The sequence below is a fragment of the Nostoc sp. JL23 genome, from assembly GCF_017115065.1.
Classification (GTDB): domain Bacteria; phylum Cyanobacteriota; class Cyanobacteriia; order Cyanobacteriales; family Nostocaceae; genus Nostoc; species Nostoc punctiforme_A.
Genome location: NZ_JABXKN010000034.1, coordinates 1 through 16,779, shown reverse-complemented (window position 1 = coordinate 16,779; position 16,779 = coordinate 1). Strand labels below are relative to the sequence as shown.

Here is a 16,779-nt window from a genome sequence, read left to right as displayed (position 1 = left end):
AAATTCTGAGTTACCAGAGGTACGGTAACAGCCTGTATCGAACTTTTTCGGTGTAAGCGTCGTAGTCCTTGAGTTCTTGCTTCAAAAATTGTTCTTCAAAGGCAATCCTCACAACTAGTAGACTAATGGGAACGATCGCTAGCAATGCCGCAGCGTAAGACTCCAGCCACAGAGACATCCCAATCATCTCCAGAGTTGCCCCTGCATACATCGGATGCCGTACAATGCCATAGACTCCCGTATCAATGACCGTTTGTTGCCTATCTACCTGATGCTTCACCACAGGGATCGCGAATGTATTAGCTTTGAAGGAAGCAGAGATAATCCACCAACCTGCAATAAAAAAGATCAATCCCACAGCCGAAGCGATCGCTCCTGGCTTCACCAGCAGCTGAAATCGAAACACATCTAAAGGAATGAAGACAACCAAACCGAGGAAGGCAATCACCAACAAACTGGTAACGATCTTGTCGGTAAGTGGTTGTTCCTTTTGGATAGGAGGCTTGAACCGTTCAGCGAGCAAGTCCTGATTATCTCGGAAAACACCAATCATGGTTGCGATCGTCGCAATTTCGACAACGCCGAGGAATAACCAAGCACGCCACCAGTCGAACGTTCCTGCTGGCAAGAATAGTAAACCACCAAAGATAGCAATGTTCCAAACAATTGCGATTAGTACCTTTAAAATAAACATCGCTCATTTACCTAATGACGAGGTTAATTTGCAAGTGCGATCTAAAATAATCACCAACTTGAAATTTATTACAAGTGATTAGAATGAGCAACCTTTCGTTTTGCTGTTTCAACCAGCACAGAAATTACAAGTGAACTGAAGCCAATTATTTTAACCAAGGCATTAACTGCATGTGCATACTCCCATTGGTTACGATATCGCATCCAGTTTGACGGAACGGGATTAGTCAGCCACGTTGCAAATTCCGCGTTCATGGGGGCTACAAATATTACCCAACTGACAAGAGCCAGCACTAAAAGAATCGCTCCTCCTAACGTCCAATAAAATGTTGAGCCACGTTTACGGACGAGGAACGCCAACACAATTGCTGCTAGAACTGAGCCAATTTCAAATGCGGCACCAACTGAGCCAAAATACCGATAAACATTTTCAAAAACGGTTACTTTTACCCAGAGTTGTTGGTCAAATTGCATTCTTCGCGGTAGTTCTAGCAAATGAGCCATAGACAAGCTTAGACTAAAGGAAGCTAGCATGATTGTGATAAATCGCCACAATTGTATAAGTGTCATTTGGCTTTGCCTCACAGCAGCTACCATATTTCACCATATAATATGCAGATGCAATTCCATACACCTATCAAGTGGCATAACTGCCTCCTAATTTTCTCTTCTTGAAGGGCATTTTATTGCTTAATTGTCCCAAAGCGATCGCTCATAAGAGTAACTGGCAACTTGGGTTAAACTTGCCCATCTTAAAGCGAGGTAGTGAGCGTTGAAGTGTGACACACTTATGAAAAAGGATTAGCTTCTGTTATCACTTCTGGCAGTGGAATAAACTCTGTTTCATCTGGCACGCTAGCAAAGCGATAGTCGCGCCAATCAGCTTTAGCTTGCTCTATTCGCTCTGGTCGGCTAGAGACAAAATTCCACCATTTGTAGCGTGTACCTAACGGCTCACCGCCAATAACAATACATCGAGCAGCATCTGTAGCAGAAACCTCAACCCGATCGCCTGGCTCTAGAATAGCAAGACGATATTGCTCCATCGGTTCATCATTAATCCTTAATCCCTCTGTGACACTGTATACTGCCCTTTGTGAATAATCTGTAGGGATAGTGAAGTGGATGTTGGCAGACAACACTGCATCTAAATAGAAGATAGGTGAGAGAACTTTCACTGGTGAGGTATAGCCAAATGCTTGCCCAGCAATAAGTTTGATGATAACGCCATTCTCTTCCCAGGTGGGAAGGATTTCAGCCGGATAGTGAATGAACGTTGGCTCGGTTTCTTCGTGTTCAACAGGCAGGGCAACCCAGGTTTGAATGCCATGAATAGTAGTTTCTTGCTGACGGTCAAAGTCAGGTGAGCGTTCTGAATGGACAATCCCCTTTCCTGCTGTCATCCAGTTGACTGCACCTGGTTGGATTTCCTGCACAGTACCCAAACTATCGCGATGGATCAAAGCACCATCAAATAAATAAGTTACCGTTGCCAGATTAATATGAGGATGTGGTCGGACATCGATGCCTTGATTGGGGGGCATGACGGACGGGCCAAGATGATCGAAAAAGATAAACGGACCAACCGTTTGGCGATTAGGATATGGCAAACTGCGGCGGGCAGAAAAACCACCCAGATTTTTAACTTCGGGTTCAATCAGTTGAAGAATTGCCATAAATCATCGCAGGTGATTAGTAAATGCTGTAATTATTATAAGTATATTTACTTGGAAATAAGCTAATCTCGATGAGTTATCTGTTTGTTTTGGAGAGTTGATGCCAATGCGATCGCCTATTCTTTGATAGTTTTTTACTATTAGAAGTATTGTTTGCTAACCAGAGAGTCTTTTCACAAGTGCGATCGCTCACATTTAACTTTCTTAAACTTCTGATTAGATTTCAGTTTCCTACTGTTGAGGAAATTAATTGTAACCAATTAGCTGAATTACTATCAGATTCTGCAAAGCTCCATCCATTAGTGCTAGATGCACGAAGTCAAGCTGAGTATGCAGTTAGTCATATCGAAACAGCAGTACGCATAGATCCTCTCACAGAGGACTTAGCAGCAGTTGCAACAGTATCAAAAGATAGACCAATTGTTGTGTACTGTGCTGTTGGCTACCGGAGCGCAAAATTAGCCCAAAAACTGGATGAAGCCGGGATTAAGTGCATTTATAACTTGACTGGTGGAATTTTTCAGTGGGCAAACGAAGGCAGACCGATCTTTCAAAATGGTCATCCGACAAAGGTTGTACATCCTTACAATGCAATCTGGGGAAAACTACTAAAAGCTACTTACCATGCTCAGGAGTGTTGACCTTTGGACTAAGTACAGTTATGCGTAAAAACGTAGCGTTTTTAATGCAAGCCGACGCATTAACAAGGCCGCCGCCGCATTAACAATGCAAGCCGATGCATTAACAAGGCGGCTAACGCATTAACAATGCAGGGTATTGCCTTTCATTAATTCGCTAGGAATTAATGAAATGCTGCACTAAGAGCTTGTCAACATTAAGCAAGTAGAATAAAAGCAACGATAAAACTACTTATGCTGCATGTCTCAAGTTTCGATTGTAATTCCTACTTTAAACGAAGCAGTTAGCTTAGAGCGGACATTGCGCCAATTGACTTTACTTAATCCGCCTGCTTTTGAAGTAATAGTAGTAGATGGTGGCAGTGATGATGAGACAGTGGCAGTGGCAAAACAATGCTTTGGGTCATTCAATCAGTCGCTATGCGTACAAGTTCTCTCATCTGAACAGCGTGGGCGTTCTATTCAGATGAATTACGGAGCATCGGCTGCAACTGGAGATATTCTTTGCTTTCTTCATGCAGATACTTGGGTGCCGGATGACTTAATCACTGTAATAGAGCAAACCTTATTAGAGCCAACCATTGCCTGTGGGGGGTTCATTTCTCTGATGAGTGGATCTCAAACGACTCGTTGGGGCATCTCTCTACATAATTATTTAAAAACCTACTACGCACCACTGCTATTTAAGCCTCACCTGTTTTTTCGAGGATTGCGCCTGTTGTTTGGAGATCAGGTAATGTTTTGTCGTCGCACTGACTTTTGGGATTGCAACGGATTTGATGAGGCATTGCCGATTATGGAAGATGGAGATTTATGCCTGAAATTGGTTAAAAAAGGACGTATTTATCTGGTGAACCGCATTGTTCACTCTTCAGATCGCCGCGTCGCAAAATGGGGTAGCTGGAAAGCAAACGCAATCTACCTTTATATCGGTTTTTTGTGGGGAATTGGCGTTGATGCAAATTATCTCAAACAATTTTATCAAGATATTCGCTGATTCAGTCCCCAGTCATAGTAGAGATAGGAAATTGGCGTTGAGGCATTCATCGGCAGGTCTGTTTCTAGGTAAGAGTGGATATATTCTGGAATGGAGGATTTGACCTTAAGAAAATCTTGACGATACCATTTAAAGATTTTGCTACAGTAGAGTGTTTTACTATCTGAGTCATAACAAACTTTTTCAGGATTGTTAATGAAGCGACGGGTATCTTCATCTAACTGCTGAGTAACTTGTTGAGGAAAATAAGCTCCAGCACGCAGTAACGGGCAACCAACGGAAGCGCAGACAATTGCAAAATGAATTCGTGGCTCCTGTAATTTATTCCGCAGAATCTGGTTCTCTATTTGGGCTAAACTGTAATGTTCGTCAAATATATAATAAGCACGACGTTGGAAGAACCACAAAAAAGCCAACCAGTTGGGAATGCCTAAGATTCGCGGACGAATTGACTCAAGCGGGTATCTCTCCAAAATTGTCGAAATGGTGAACGCATTGTAAAGGTTGATCCACAATGCCAATTGCTCAGAAGTGTTGCTATTAGATGTAAAAGCCAGATTTTTTTGACTCGACAACCAATCTGCGATCGCTTGAGGTTGCTCAGTTTTCCAAGCAATATAGTTTACACGACCCTCTTGATCGACATACTGACGCAACAACCTGTCCCAAGGTTCAAAATCAATCATTATTGCTGTGTTTAGATGTTGGCCGTAGCTAAGGGAATTCTTTGCTTTCGCGATCGCAACGTAGAGTTGAATTTGTACAAGTATTTATTTAACGAATTATAACAATACTATCTTTGGCAACTTGAAATCAGCGATACACTGAGGAAAATTCCTTGAGGAAGCGTTGATGGCACGGTCAAACGGGGTTATAAGTGAAACGTCTGTAGAGGAATTGCCTACAGTTTCAGACAAAGATACGATAACAGTTGAAAATCCGCCTGAACCAGTGGAGGATGCCCAAGATATTGACGACATATTGAACTCACTAAAAACCTTACTGAGTTCTTTAGAAAAGCTCCAAAAAGTCCGGCAGGAAGTAGGCGATATCAAACCGTTGATTGGGCGGATGCTTGATGGAGAACTAGTTGCTGGTGAAGAACTTGAGCAACTAAAGGCAGGTGTGAGCAGTCTTTCTCGCCTTGTTCGTGCTTATAATGACCATCAAGTAGCGTTGGCTAAAGCACAACCTGCTAGAGACTTGCTAGATCAAGTGCTGAAAGAGCGTAAAGCTAATTGAGTTGGGATTGGGGATTAGGGATGAAATTCTTTGGATTTTGGTTGGAGTTCTAATTTCCAGTCAGATGTTAGGAGTTTGTAATCCTTAATTTAACAAGCGATCGCACTTTTTTGAGAGAATGCGATCGCCTCTACATTGCCTTGCTGTTAACTGATCGTCTAGACATCGCACCCCTGCTTGTTGTCAGATATCGCTGTAAACTGAAGGTATAAGTCAAACTTGCGGCTATACCCATGAATTCTTTACAAGACTACACCACTGTTATCCGTCCCGATAACAATGGTACATTTGTCGCATATATACCAGCGATTTCCGGTTGTCATGCTTGGGGACAAATGCCAGATGAAGCTCGTGCTGAACTTGTCTATGTTTTTGAAATGATTCAGGAGGAATACAAAGAACAAGGACGTTCTCTACCCGAAGACGTTGAATTGGTAATTGTAAATGCCAGCTAAAGCCAGTGAATTAGAACGAGTAGCACGGAAACTCGGTTTTGAAAAAGTGCGGCAGAAAGGCAATCATGCTCGTTGGCAACATCCAGATGGACGAGCAACCACAATTCCCATTCATAGCAATGCTGAAATTGGTAGTTGGTTGTTTTATGAAATTCTCAAGCAGTTGGGCATTACAGAAGAAGATTTTAACCAGCTAAAATAATTAGCACGTAGGCGTACCACTTCCCTACGGGACGCTACGCGAACGTGGAAGCAAGCTACGCGTAGCGTCTCCAAGAGTTGCCCGTCGTAGACATCGCACTCCTAATTCTCTCAGAAATGCGATCGCTATAAACTGAAGGAATTCCTCAAGCTTGTAAATGTGAAGTCGCTACATGTCTAAATCTGTGGTTTCATTTGAAGGATATCAAATTTTGCAAGATATCTATTTATGATGATGAATGTTGCACCTGCCATTGTAATACTGGGTCAAAATAGCGTGACAGTAGCACGCAAAATAATCAGCGTCTTACCAGGGGCAACACTATACGGTTTAGAGGGTCGCACATCAGAAGTTGATGTCAGCTTTACAAATTTTGGTGAGACGCTACGCGAGTTATTTATGCAGGGAAAGCCCTTGATTGGCATTTGTGCTGCTGGCATTTTAATTAGGACGTTAGCTCCCTTAATCTCGGATAAACGACAGGAACCACCAGTACTAGCTGTGGCTGAAGATGGTAGTGCTGTTGTCCCTCTCTTGGGCGGACTTGGTGGAGTCAACGATTTGGCTCGTCGCATTGCCGAAGCCCTTGATGTCAAAGCTGCAATTACGACCACAGGCGATTTACGTTTGGGCACAACGCTGTTATCTCCTCCCCCTGGATACCATTTGGCAAACCCAGACGATGCGAAGAAATTTATCTCAGATGTGCTAGCTGGGGCGCAAGTTAAGCTCGAAGGAATAGCACCTTGGTTGAGTGATAGTAAATTGCCGATAGATGCCAAGGGAGATTTGACCATCCAAGTTACAGAACGTTTGGTAACTCCTAGAGCTAACTGTCTTGTCTACCACCCAGCAACGATCGCGATCGCAATTAGTGGCATCATTGATGATGCAGTAGCTTTAGTACAACAGCTACTAGCTGATGCCAAACTAGAAAAAACATCAGTCGCCGGGATATTTGCACCCATCACCGCCGCAGCCGATCCCACAATCCACGCCGTATCTAGCGCCTTGGGAGTACCCACCCGCTTTTTTACCCAAAATCAGCTAGAAAGTCTACTTTCACAAGGTTATAGCCCCGCCGAAGCCGCAGCGATCGCCGCCACAGGTACATCCCCTTTATCTTCTCCTTCTCCTAACATTGCGATCGCTATTGCCCCTCAAGTAATTGACCCCAATACCATCGGTCAGCCACGGGGACGGTTAGCGATTATTGGCACGGGTCCTGGTGGTTCGCTGTGGATGTCTCCAGAAGTGAAGGAGATTCTCAAGTCGGCAACTGATCTGGTGGGTTATAAAACTTATTTAGATTTAGTTGGTTCTCTGGCTGATGGCAAGCAACGGCATGAATCTGACAACCGCGAAGAAGAAGCACGCGCAAAGATGGCCCTAGATTTGGCTGCATCTGGGCGATATGTAGCTGTAGTTTCATCTGGCGACCCCGGTATCTATGCAATGGCAACAGCGGTTTTTGAGGTGTGCGATCGCTATGCTAAACCAGAATGGGACAGTATTGACATTCATGTGGCCCCAGGCATCTCTGCAATGCAGGCAGCAGCAGCAGCCATTGGTGCGCCCCTTGGACATGACTTCTGTGCTATTTCCCTCTCTGATATCTTGAAACCTTGGTCTGCGATCGCCCAACGAATTGCGGCGGCTGCTGAGGCTGATTTCGTCATTGCTTTCTACAATCCTGTTTCCAAAGAGCGTACCTGGCAACTGGCAGAAGCAAGAAATATTTTACTACGACATCGAACACCAGATACACCAGTAGTATTGGCACGGAATCTCGGTCGGCCAGGACAAACGGTAAGAGCGATCGCACTTGAGCAGTTAACACCAGCAAGCGCTGATATGCGGACAATTATTCTTGTTGGTTCCACAAAAACCCGAACCATCAAACGCCGCGATGGTAATATCTGGGTTTATACGCCGCGTCGCTATACTCAACAATAAATAGGCGCGATCGGCGCTGTCAGCGAAGAGGCTAAAACCATAACACACCCTACTTAAGATTTACTTGTAAATAGTTTCTAGTAGTCTGTAAAGTTTAAAAATTGATGGGTAATCAAGTTCGTAGTAAGAACTTTAGTCCTTAATTTTCTAAGCACTTTAGTGCTTACTACAAACTTTTCATTACTAGCTTATACCAATTTAATGTGAAGTTGCACATATCTTGATCCCCCTAAATCCCCCTTAAAAAGAGGGACTTTGATAGATGTTTTTCCGGTTCCCCCCTTGCCAAGGGGGGCTAGGGGGGATCGAATTATATGCAGCTTCATAGAAAATTGGTATTAGACATTGTATTATTAACAACTTTTAAGTAATCATGTTCTATTTAGGACTTACGCAATAACTCTCTGAAACTCTCATTCCTTTGTGTCCTTTGCGCCTTCTCTAACGAGCTGACTTTTCACGTCATGTGGAAAAGCTAACGCGGAACCTAACCCCCCAGCCCCCTTCCCTACAAGGGAAGGGGGAGAATTCAAAGCCTCTCTCCTGCGAGGAGAGAGGTTTGGAGAGAGGTTTTCGAGATCCCGTGAAAAGTCAGCTCTAACGAGACGCTGCGCGTAGCTTGCTTCTCCGTAGGAGTATGCGGTTCGTTTTTCCATTATTTTGCGTAAGTCCTGCTATTTTCCAACCATAGAATTGTTATGATACCTATTGCATAAGCAATGATATCCTTCCAATCAAATACACTTCCCAAGGCAACAGCCAGAATCTTATATTTTTGCAATCCTAAGTTATTTACGAAATTAAAATATTGAAGAATCTCAATAGTACAAGAAAATGCCAAAACTGATAAAGCAACGATGGATGAATGTATATTCCAAAAAGCTTTGACAAAGCAATAAATTAGTATAACTACTAAAACGTCACCGATAAAAGGACGAATGAAACTATCATTGACAAAAACAGCAATACATATCTCTATTAAAAATAATAGAAGTGTGAGGTAAAAATATTTTTTGTTGAAGATAAACATGGCAATCAATAGCGCTCAAAAAACACTTGTTTTGACTATAAACCTCTTCAATTTTTTATAGACTCTGTTGAAAATTCTATTATTACTGAGTAGGTTTCCAAATGACAATGGGAAATAAAACTCTTTGTATACCCATAAATTTCTCTGTTTTGTCTTCCTTGTAAGAGCTTCTGCTTTCACGTTTCGGTGTTTCGCGCAGCCTGTAAGAGCTTCCGTCTTCCCTGTAAGAGCTTCTGCCTTCACATTTCGGTGTTTCGCGCAGCCTGTAAGAGCTTCCGTCTTCCCTGTAAGAGCTTCTGCCTTCACATTTCGGTGTTTCGCGCAGCCTGTAAGAGCTTCCGTCTTCCCTGTAAGAGCTTCTGCCTTCACATTTCGGTGTTTTGCGCAGCCTGTAAGAGCTTCTGCCTTCACGTTTCGGTGTTTCGCGCAGCCTGTAGCAACTTCTGCTTTGACGTTATCAGAAACAGACTGGCGTTATATAACAATACGGTTCGGTTAAGGTTTTTTGATGAAAATTTTAGATCGCAAAGACGCGATAAATTGCATCTCTACATCTGGATTTTGGGCTATTCCTGATAGACACTTACTTGCACTGTAAGATTTAATCGGATAATCTGAGCAATCGAGACTGTTTTTCAGGAAAACCAATGAACAAATTCATACTGAGTTTGCTTTCTTCTCCTGTGCTGATTAGCTCTCTTCTCTCTATGGGAGTAATGCTGAATCACGCACAAGCTATGGAGCCAGAACCAGGAGCCAAAACCACAGATCGTCTATCTTGTATACGCAATAAACATAAAGTGGGTTTAGTATGTGCCAGAGCTTCCGTATTGGCTCAAATCCCAAACTATCAGCGTGAAATAGAGTTTTCTCGAGAAGATGCTCCGATGCTGGAGTTCAATGATGAAGAAAGCAATGTGGCAATCGACTTATTTGGCTGTGATTGTCCTGCTTGTATAAATTCTTTGCGTCAGATGCGCGGGGCGACACCCTTAGTATATTAGTAAATCATTGATCTTTGAAGACGCGATAAATCGCGTCTCTACATCAGGGTTTTGGGTTGATCTGAACTGTATTAATTTATAAACAACTAGGACTAGCCCTTTCAAGGTGAGTAAAAATTTTGCTCAAAAAATTCCTCTTTAATCTCTTAACTCTGTGTTCTCTGCGTCTCTGTGGTTAAATAAATTACTTTTAAACCGCAGAGGCACAGAGAGCGCAGAGAGAAAAACAGAGATTTTACGAGTCACCTTGAAAGGGCTGGTCCTAACAACATCCACAAACTTTTCTAAGGACATAACATTGTTATGCCCCCACTACGTGTTTTATTCAAAATCAAACTAACCTAAATTGCTAGTTAACGATCCTAATTGATGATTAGCTCGATTTTTCGACTCGCAAACCAAAGTATGTCAAAACAAGTTCAGTTGAGCCATTATTGACAACTTCGTGTACTTCTCCCGGTTCGATGGCTACGCAGTTTCCCGGAAGCAAGGGGTATTCTGTACCATCAATGTGAATTACTCCTGAACCAGCTTCTACAAAGAATACCTCGCACATATCTTGATGCGTGTGTGCTGGTGCGGTTTGTCCAGGAGCAAAACGTGCTTGAGAAAAGTTAGTTAGGTGAGGTAAATCGCCGAAGCGTAACATCACCTTTTTCTTGATTTCGGCATTGTGAGAAACCGACTCTTCAGGCAAGTCTTTCAGGCAAGTGGTAATCATTCGGGTCTTAAATCATTAGATAATTCCACAATACCCCTAGACCCATCAATCCTGACTCGTTGACCATCTTGCAAGATCCATGTAGCACCACGAACATCCATCACTGCGGGAATTCCATACTCACGAGCAACGATCGCACCGTGAGAAAGCCTTCCCCCAGCTTCGGCAATTAATCCTCCAGCCCTTAATAACAATGGGGCCCAGCCGGAATCTGTATAAGGCACCACCAGAATCGTATCTCGATCGATGTCTGGAATGTCTTGTAAATTTCGCAACACTTTCACCCTACCTTCGGCTTGCCCATGACTGGCTCCAATACCTTGTAAAATTTGGTCAGAGTAAAGTTCAGAGGGAGCTAAGGGGTGAGGAGGTGTATGGCCGTAGACTAAAAGAGGTATTTGAATAATCTCGCTATCTTGTACAAATTGCGATCGCCTAAATTCTAATAACTTATCTAACTGCTCTATTAAGCTAGAATCTTCATCCCCAATTAGACGCCGCACTTCATCAAAGTTGAGAAAAAAGATATCGCCTGTTTGCCTAAGTAAACCAGACTCTAACCAAATCTTCTCTAAAGCCACAAAACTCCAACGCAATTCAGCTAAAAGTCGGGAATAAACTTCGGTGACTCGTCCTTTGATATCTACACGCCGTTGCACGAAAGAGCGTTTGCGCTTACTGGCAAAGATACTATTAATCGCGTCTTTAGCACCTGCTTGCGGTTCGTTCCCCTGCATTAACTGCACAAACATTTGCTGAATCATCTGGGGATTTTCCTGCCAAGTGGGAACGGAGATATCGGTTCCTACTTCGCTTAAGTAGCCGTAATCTTGCAGCAATTCGTTAAATGCTTGAAGGATCTTCTGTCCTTCGGGGGTTTGCTTTAATTGCTCAAATACTTGCTGTGGCTCAAACTCAATCAATACCTGCTTGGCATCTGTAGCTATGGCACTGAGCGATCGCAATGCCGCTACCTCTGGGGTGACGCTATGATCGATTTGCCCATCTTTTACCCGAAAAATTGCCTGTCTCAGGGCAGCACTTAAAGGAGCTAAAATGCTGTAATACGTTCCATGACGCAGCAACTCCAGAATAAAATCAATTCTTGCCAACAGTTTCGGTGGTTCCAAGTTATCTATATCTTCCTGCGCCAACTGCGACAACCCAGGAATGAAGCGTTTGTGATAATCTTCCTTGAAGTCCTTTTCTAAACTTAATTCCCGCTTCAACAACTTCCCTAGTCCTGGCAAATTTTCCCAAGTTGACTGCAAGGACGGCTTACTTAATTTAGCTCCTCTGGTTAAAAATTCCAGACTTTCCGGCGGCAATCCCATGCGGAGAAAAATGTCTCCTAAGAGGGAAGCATTAAAGTAAGCTCTGGAATAGTGCAGAGTTGCTGTTTTCGTGAAATCTAACCCCAAGGCGCGATCGCCTAAAACTAAAGTAAAAAATTCTCCCCAAACTCCACAAGTTAAGGGACGATTAATTGACCATGTTAAGGGGTGAATTACTCCAGGAATCACTTCAGCAGCGATTTTACGTGTCCAGATAGGCAACAGAGTAGTGATCGGTCGAGATTGCAACACCCAAAGCGTTTGCCCATCATAACTCCACTCGACATCTTGAGGAGTGCCATGATAACGTTTTTCGAGTCGGTAAGCTAAGTATGCAACTTGTTTGATTAATGATTGCGGGACTCGTCCTTGACCCTCTAATTGTACAGAGTAGGAATTTTCTGTTTCAACGACAAAAGCGCGATATTGTTCTGGTGTGACTTTTCCCGAAACGACTTGCGTTGCGCTGCCTGGAAGGGCTTCAATAATGATCGCATCGCCTTGCTGGGTAATGGGATCGCGGCTGAAAGCGACTCCAGAATATACACTCTGGACTTGTTGCTGAATCAACACAGCCATTGCTGTATCATTTAAGCCGCGATCGCGCCGATATTGGATAGCAGATGGATGATTGTAGGAAGCTTGAACTTGAGCGATCGCTGACTGTAATGCCTCTGAACTAGTAACATTTACAACTGTTTCATACTGTCCAGCAGCAGAAGCGTGTTCTGAGTCTTCTCCAATAGCCGAGGAACGCACCACCAAGGGAGATAATTCTGATGGTTGGAGAAATTCTGTTAACCCTTCTGGATTGTCGATAGGTGCTAGTACCCATCCCTTCGGCACTGGATAGCCCCAGCGCTTAATTTGAGATAATGTTGCCGCCTTTTCTCCGACTATGGCAGCATTCAACTCTTCATCTAGAGAAACCATTGTGCGAGCGCCGCGTAAAAATTCCAACATCCCTTGCGATTCTGTTTGTGCCTCTTGGGCTGGCAGTTTCATATCATCAGGAATTTTGGTGTAAATCCAGCCCATTAAACCAGCTAAGGCCACAGCCGCAAGTATTCTGGGAATATCGCTAAAGTGCAGAAGTGCCACAAACAAAGGAAAAAGCAGCAAAACCCCAAATTTGACTAACTTTCTTGATTGCAGAATTGTAAAAGTAATACCTGCAAAGAAAGATACAAATATCGCGACTAGTGGATCGTGTACGACAAATCCCCAGACAACATTTGTCGTACCTGCTCCTCTGCCTATCCAGTACCTACCGATTACCAGAGCGATTAGGGCAAGCAATTCCCAAAACGATCCATCTGGGAAGAAAATGCGGGTGAGTAAGACTGCCGCAACTCCTTTAAAAGCTTCTGACAAGACTGCCAGAATTCCGACAATTTTACCGCCATGATAAAAGGCAGCTGATACACTAATGTTTCCTGTACCAACTTGTGATAACTGCTTCCGCTTTAGGGCGTAAGTTATCCATGCTATCAGGGGTAATCCGCCCAAAAGGGGGCAGATAATTAAAATAACGAAAATACCCCAAGGTTCAAACATTCTGGATTTTGGATTTTAGATTTAAATTTTCCATCTAAAACCTCAAATCTAAAATCTAAAGTTTTTCTGAAATTTTTGATGGTTATTAAGGGGGCTTTTTCAAAGAGAATTCAGGAGTCAGGAGTCAGAATTCAGAATGGATGGGAGTATGGCTAGGACATGAACACAGGGGTTTAAAAATAATCCAAATTATAGATTTTAGAGGTCTACAATCAGCTAGTGGTTTGAATCCCGCAAGGAAAAGCATTCTGAATTCTGGATTCTGGATTCTGGATTCTGGATTCTTCTTCAATTACTAGTTGCTAAATGGACACTTGGCTAAGACGGAAACCGTTTAAGACAAGTGTCCTTCTAGACTACTAATGGTTTTAGTTTAGCGCATAGGCAGCTTGTAGCGCCCAGATGACGAGAGCAGCGATCGATCCCAGAAGCAACACGGTAGAGATAGTGACTACTTTTGGGGAATCTGCTCCCTTAAATTTCATAATTCCGCGATTTAAGTCGGACACAGCTTTGTAATCCTCTGTTGTTGGAGCATGAAATATTTGTCCGTTTTGATTGTAGTCCTTCTATTTGCGGATGATGTTAAATTCACTTTAAAAATTTAGGACTGGGGGCTGGGGATAAGGGGACAGGTGACAGGTGATAGGTGATAGGTGACAGGGAATAACTTGTACCCTCTAACCTGTACCCTATTCCCTTCTTCAATGCCCAATCCCCTACTATCATTGAAAAGCAACTCAGTATAAGAGGGTGTGAGTAGGTGAAAATAGCACTGAGCGTAATTTTGGCGGTCGTTGTGGGATTGTTTTTAGTAATCGAGATCGGATTGCGATCGCTGTTTGGTTTTGGTAATCCCCTGATTTATATTGGCGATGAGCAAATTGGTTATTTGTTGGCTCCTAACCAACGTACCCGTCGTTTTGGGAATCGCATTGAAATTAATGAATATTCTATGCGAGGTAGTCCGATCAAAAAGCTACCAGCACCTACTGGGCTGCGAATTCTCCTCTTAGGTGATTCTATTGCTAATGGTGGCTGGTGGACTGATCAGACTAATACAATATCTAGTTTGATGATGCGTTCTCTAGCATCATCCCCTAATAGTAATTATCAGGAAGTAGAAGTACTAAATGCTTCAGCTAACTCTTGGGGACCAAGGAATGAATTAGCTTATTTAGAGAAGTTTGGCAATTTTAACGCGCAAGTAGTGGTGGTATTACTTAATACCGATGATTTGTTTGCTACTCCTCCTACTTCATTACCAGTAGGACGCGATCGCAATTATCCCGATCGTAAACCTCCCCTGGCATTAGTGGAAGTGTGGCAGCGTTACATCGTCAAGCAAAAGCCAATACCAGAACTGCAAGCCGTGCAAAATGAATCAGGCGATCGCGTGGGGATTAATCTGGAGGCGATCGCTAAAATTCAAGCCTTGACTCGCCAATCTAACAGCAAATTTCTGCTGGTGATGACTCCCTTACTACGAGAAATTGGTGAACCAGGCCCCCGCGATTACGAAATTAAAGCACGTCAGCGCTTGAGCGATTTTACCAAAGCACAGCAAATTAACTATATTGACTTTTTACCGAATTTCAATTCAACTACCAACCCCCAAGGTTTGTTTCACGACCACATCCACCTCAACTTACAAGGTAATAAATTTATCAGTGAAGTTATGGAGCGATCGCTTTTGGAAATACTGGGAGATTCGTCACTTCGTCACTAATATTCGTGTTTTAGTTAGATTTCTGAGTATTTCTAACCAAATTATTTAACTCTTCCTGCATTTGACTTTGGACTATTTCATAACAAGTATTCACATAGTTACGATCTCTAGCTGCATCTTGACCATATCTTTCAAAAGTAATTGGATGACAGACACGAGTGTGAATCTGCACAGGTAGAGGAATATTTGGCAGAGGGCCAATAGACAAGCCCCAAGGCAAACCTAAGTAAATTGGGAAAACTCCAGGGTCAATTTGATATAACCACGGCAATCCCCACTGATGCAATTGTTTGACGAAATCATAGCAATCACATAAAACTATCAAGCTATCATGAGCGCCTACCGAGATTACAGGAATAATCGGAACTTCTTGCTTTAAAGCCAGCTTGATAAAGCCCTGATGACCGGCAAAATGAATTTTATAACGTTGGCTATGAGGACGAAACATATCATATTGTCCTCCAGGATATACCAGAACGCTAGCACCCCGATCAAAAGCTGCGCTAGCCATTTTGGGATGTGCAACAATTGCTCCGAATTTCTGGGCTAATCCTGCTATTTCTGGACTCACTTTCCAAGCGGAAGGGTGCATTAAACCATACACCAAACGCTCGGTTCCAAATCTAGAAAACCAATCGTACATCATCATTATTAAATCTGGAGAAGCCATTCCCCCATTATGAGAGCCAACCAGTAGTACTTTTCCTGTTGTTGGTATATGGTGCCATCCATCAGTTTTTACTTGAAAGTAATAACGGTAAAACCATTCCCATACAGGCATCAATGATTCAATAAACTGAGCATCTCGCTGTGTTAATGAGTGATGAATCTTTTTCGAGAATTCTGATGTTAAAGTATTGTCAGCGCTGACAGAAATATTCTCTACCTGTTTTGGACATTCCATAATTAGTCGCCCATCTTCCATCACTCTTGCAAGTATCTCTGCAACTGCTCTAAATTTCAATACCCCAAAAATTTTTTCACATTCTCAACAAGATTGATACTAGTCTTGGTGGTTTATTTTTATCCTGTTCATGCCACCACTCCTTGAAGTCTTCAAGTAGGAAGCCATGAAGTTTCGCTGTGTTAAAAAATTCTGATAAATGATGCACAAATGCAGGAATTTCAATAGACTCTTGCTGTCTTTGAAAATTAGCTTTTGTTCCTTGATATTGCTTGAATGGATGAAGCTCACAGATAAAAAAGTATCCTCCTTTGACTAATACACGAGATGCTTCTGAAAATATCAAGCTGAGGTCTTCGATGTGTTCTAGAACAAGATTACAAGTGACTAAATCGGCAGACTCATTGCCACAAGTCCATTGCTTGGTAATGTCTTCTGTAAGAAATACCACATTCGCAGACCTCACTTTCTCTTTCGCCTTTTCGATCATCTGTGCTGAAAAATCGATCGCACAAACTTTCATAGCAATTTGTGAAAGCAAAAGCGTATTTTTACCTGTGCCACAGCCAATTTCCACGACTGATTTAGGGACTTCCAAAGAATAAATTATTCCAAGAAAAACAAGAAATATGTTTTCTCAA

General features: G+C 42.8%; 17 protein-coding genes. 8 read left to right on the top strand and 9 right to left on the bottom strand.

Annotated features, from left to right (window positions below):
- Nucleotides 1–10: 10 nt before the first annotated feature.
- From HWQ42_RS05660 to HWQ42_RS05650, 3 genes are all read right to left on the bottom strand, one after another.
- Nucleotides 11–694 (bottom strand): isoprenylcysteine carboxylmethyltransferase family protein, encoded by a 684-nt coding sequence (locus HWQ42_RS05660; protein ID WP_292810075.1) that lies wholly within the window; start codon nucleotides 692–694, stop codon nucleotides 11–13.
- A gap of 68 nt (nucleotides 695–762) precedes the next feature.
- Entirely contained in the window at nucleotides 763–1,263 is a 501-nt protein-coding gene (locus HWQ42_RS05655; RefSeq protein ID WP_292810073.1) for a DUF1772 domain-containing protein, read from the bottom strand.
- 218 nt (nucleotides 1,264–1,481) lie between these two features.
- Nucleotides 1,482–2,369: a pirin family protein gene (locus HWQ42_RS05650; RefSeq protein ID WP_292810071.1), complete on the bottom strand. Its 888-nt coding sequence runs from the start codon at nucleotides 2,367–2,369 to the stop codon at nucleotides 1,482–1,484.
- Between the two features lie 149 nt (nucleotides 2,370–2,518).
- Here HWQ42_RS05650 and HWQ42_RS05645 point away from each other — a divergent pair, with 149 nt between their 5' ends.
- Together HWQ42_RS05645 and HWQ42_RS05640 are read left to right on the top strand one after the other, a co-directional pair.
- Nucleotides 2,519–3,010, top strand: coding sequence for a rhodanese-like domain-containing protein (locus tag HWQ42_RS05645; protein WP_292810069.1), 492 nt, complete (start codon nucleotides 2,519–2,521; stop codon nucleotides 3,008–3,010).
- Between the two features lie 238 nt (nucleotides 3,011–3,248).
- Nucleotides 3,249–4,004 (top strand): TIGR04283 family arsenosugar biosynthesis glycosyltransferase, encoded by a 756-nt coding sequence (locus HWQ42_RS05640; protein WP_292810067.1) that lies wholly within the window; start codon nucleotides 3,249–3,251, stop codon nucleotides 4,002–4,004.
- On the opposite strand, the gene HWQ42_RS05635 is transcribed toward HWQ42_RS05640, so the two are convergent.
- Complete coding sequence (locus HWQ42_RS05635; RefSeq protein WP_292810065.1) at nucleotides 3,989–4,690, bottom strand: DUF547 domain-containing protein; 702 nt, start codon at nucleotides 4,688–4,690, stop codon at nucleotides 3,989–3,991. The genes HWQ42_RS05640 and HWQ42_RS05635 overlap by 16 nt on opposite strands.
- 166 nt (nucleotides 4,691–4,856) lie before the next feature.
- On the opposite strand from HWQ42_RS05635, the gene HWQ42_RS05630 reads away from it, so the two are divergent.
- The 4 genes from HWQ42_RS05630 to cobJ all read left to right on the top strand — a co-directional run bounded on the left by HWQ42_RS05630 (nucleotide 4,857) and on the right by cobJ (nucleotide 7,859).
- Complete coding sequence (locus tag HWQ42_RS05630; RefSeq protein WP_292810063.1) at nucleotides 4,857–5,246, top strand: hypothetical protein; 390 nt, start codon at nucleotides 4,857–4,859, stop codon at nucleotides 5,244–5,246.
- 233 nt (nucleotides 5,247–5,479) lie between these two features.
- Nucleotides 5,480–5,701, top strand: a complete 222-nt coding sequence (locus tag HWQ42_RS05625; protein WP_292810061.1) for a type II toxin-antitoxin system HicB family antitoxin — start codon at nucleotides 5,480–5,482, stop codon at nucleotides 5,699–5,701.
- Nucleotides 5,691–5,903: a type II toxin-antitoxin system HicA family toxin gene (locus tag HWQ42_RS05620; protein WP_292810059.1), complete on the top strand. Its 213-nt coding sequence runs from the start codon at nucleotides 5,691–5,693 to the stop codon at nucleotides 5,901–5,903. The genes HWQ42_RS05625 and HWQ42_RS05620 overlap by 11 nt, the downstream gene beginning before the upstream one ends.
- Nucleotides 5,904–6,131: 228 nt before the next feature.
- Complete coding sequence (gene cobJ, locus HWQ42_RS05615) at nucleotides 6,132–7,859, top strand: precorrin-3B C(17)-methyltransferase (RefSeq protein ID WP_292810057.1); 1,728 nt, start codon at nucleotides 6,132–6,134, stop codon at nucleotides 7,857–7,859.
- Between the two features lie 655 nt (nucleotides 7,860–8,514).
- On the opposite strand, the gene HWQ42_RS05610 is transcribed toward cobJ, so the two are convergent.
- Nucleotides 8,515–8,889, bottom strand: coding sequence for a DUF2809 domain-containing protein (locus HWQ42_RS05610; protein ID WP_292810055.1), 375 nt, complete (start codon nucleotides 8,887–8,889; stop codon nucleotides 8,515–8,517).
- 647 nt (nucleotides 8,890–9,536) lie between these two features.
- Between HWQ42_RS05610 and HWQ42_RS05605 the strand changes: the two genes are divergently transcribed.
- On the top strand, nucleotides 9,537–9,893 hold the full coding sequence (locus tag HWQ42_RS05605; protein ID WP_292810053.1) for a hypothetical protein: 357 nt from the start codon (nucleotides 9,537–9,539) through the stop codon (nucleotides 9,891–9,893).
- A gap of 373 nt (nucleotides 9,894–10,266) precedes the next feature.
- Here HWQ42_RS05605 and HWQ42_RS05600 read toward each other — a convergent pair whose 3' ends face one another.
- Nucleotides 10,267–10,614, bottom strand: coding sequence for a cupin domain-containing protein (locus HWQ42_RS05600; protein ID WP_292810051.1), 348 nt, complete (start codon nucleotides 10,612–10,614; stop codon nucleotides 10,267–10,269).
- Nucleotides 10,611–13,505: a glycerol-3-phosphate acyltransferase gene (locus tag HWQ42_RS05595; protein WP_292810049.1), complete on the bottom strand. Its 2,895-nt coding sequence runs from the start codon at nucleotides 13,503–13,505 to the stop codon at nucleotides 10,611–10,613. The genes HWQ42_RS05600 and HWQ42_RS05595 overlap by 4 nt, the downstream gene beginning before the upstream one ends.
- A gap of 763 nt (nucleotides 13,506–14,268) precedes the next feature.
- Between HWQ42_RS05595 and HWQ42_RS05590 the strand changes: the two genes are divergently transcribed.
- Nucleotides 14,269–15,234 carry an SGNH/GDSL hydrolase family protein gene (locus HWQ42_RS05590; protein ID WP_292810047.1) on the top strand — a complete coding sequence of 322 codons (966 nt, stop codon included), beginning with the start codon at nucleotides 14,269–14,271 and terminating at the stop codon, nucleotides 15,232–15,234.
- A gap of 10 nt (nucleotides 15,235–15,244) precedes the next feature.
- Here HWQ42_RS05590 and HWQ42_RS05585 read toward each other — a convergent pair whose 3' ends face one another.
- On the bottom strand, nucleotides 15,245–16,198 hold the full coding sequence (locus tag HWQ42_RS05585; protein WP_292810045.1) for a lysophospholipid acyltransferase family protein: 954 nt from the start codon (nucleotides 16,196–16,198) through the stop codon (nucleotides 15,245–15,247).
- A gap of 16 nt (nucleotides 16,199–16,214) precedes the next feature.
- Nucleotides 16,215–16,736, bottom strand: a complete 522-nt coding sequence (locus tag HWQ42_RS05580) for a class I SAM-dependent methyltransferase (RefSeq protein ID WP_292810042.1) — start codon at nucleotides 16,734–16,736, stop codon at nucleotides 16,215–16,217.
- Between the last annotated feature and the right edge of the window lie 43 nt (nucleotides 16,737–16,779).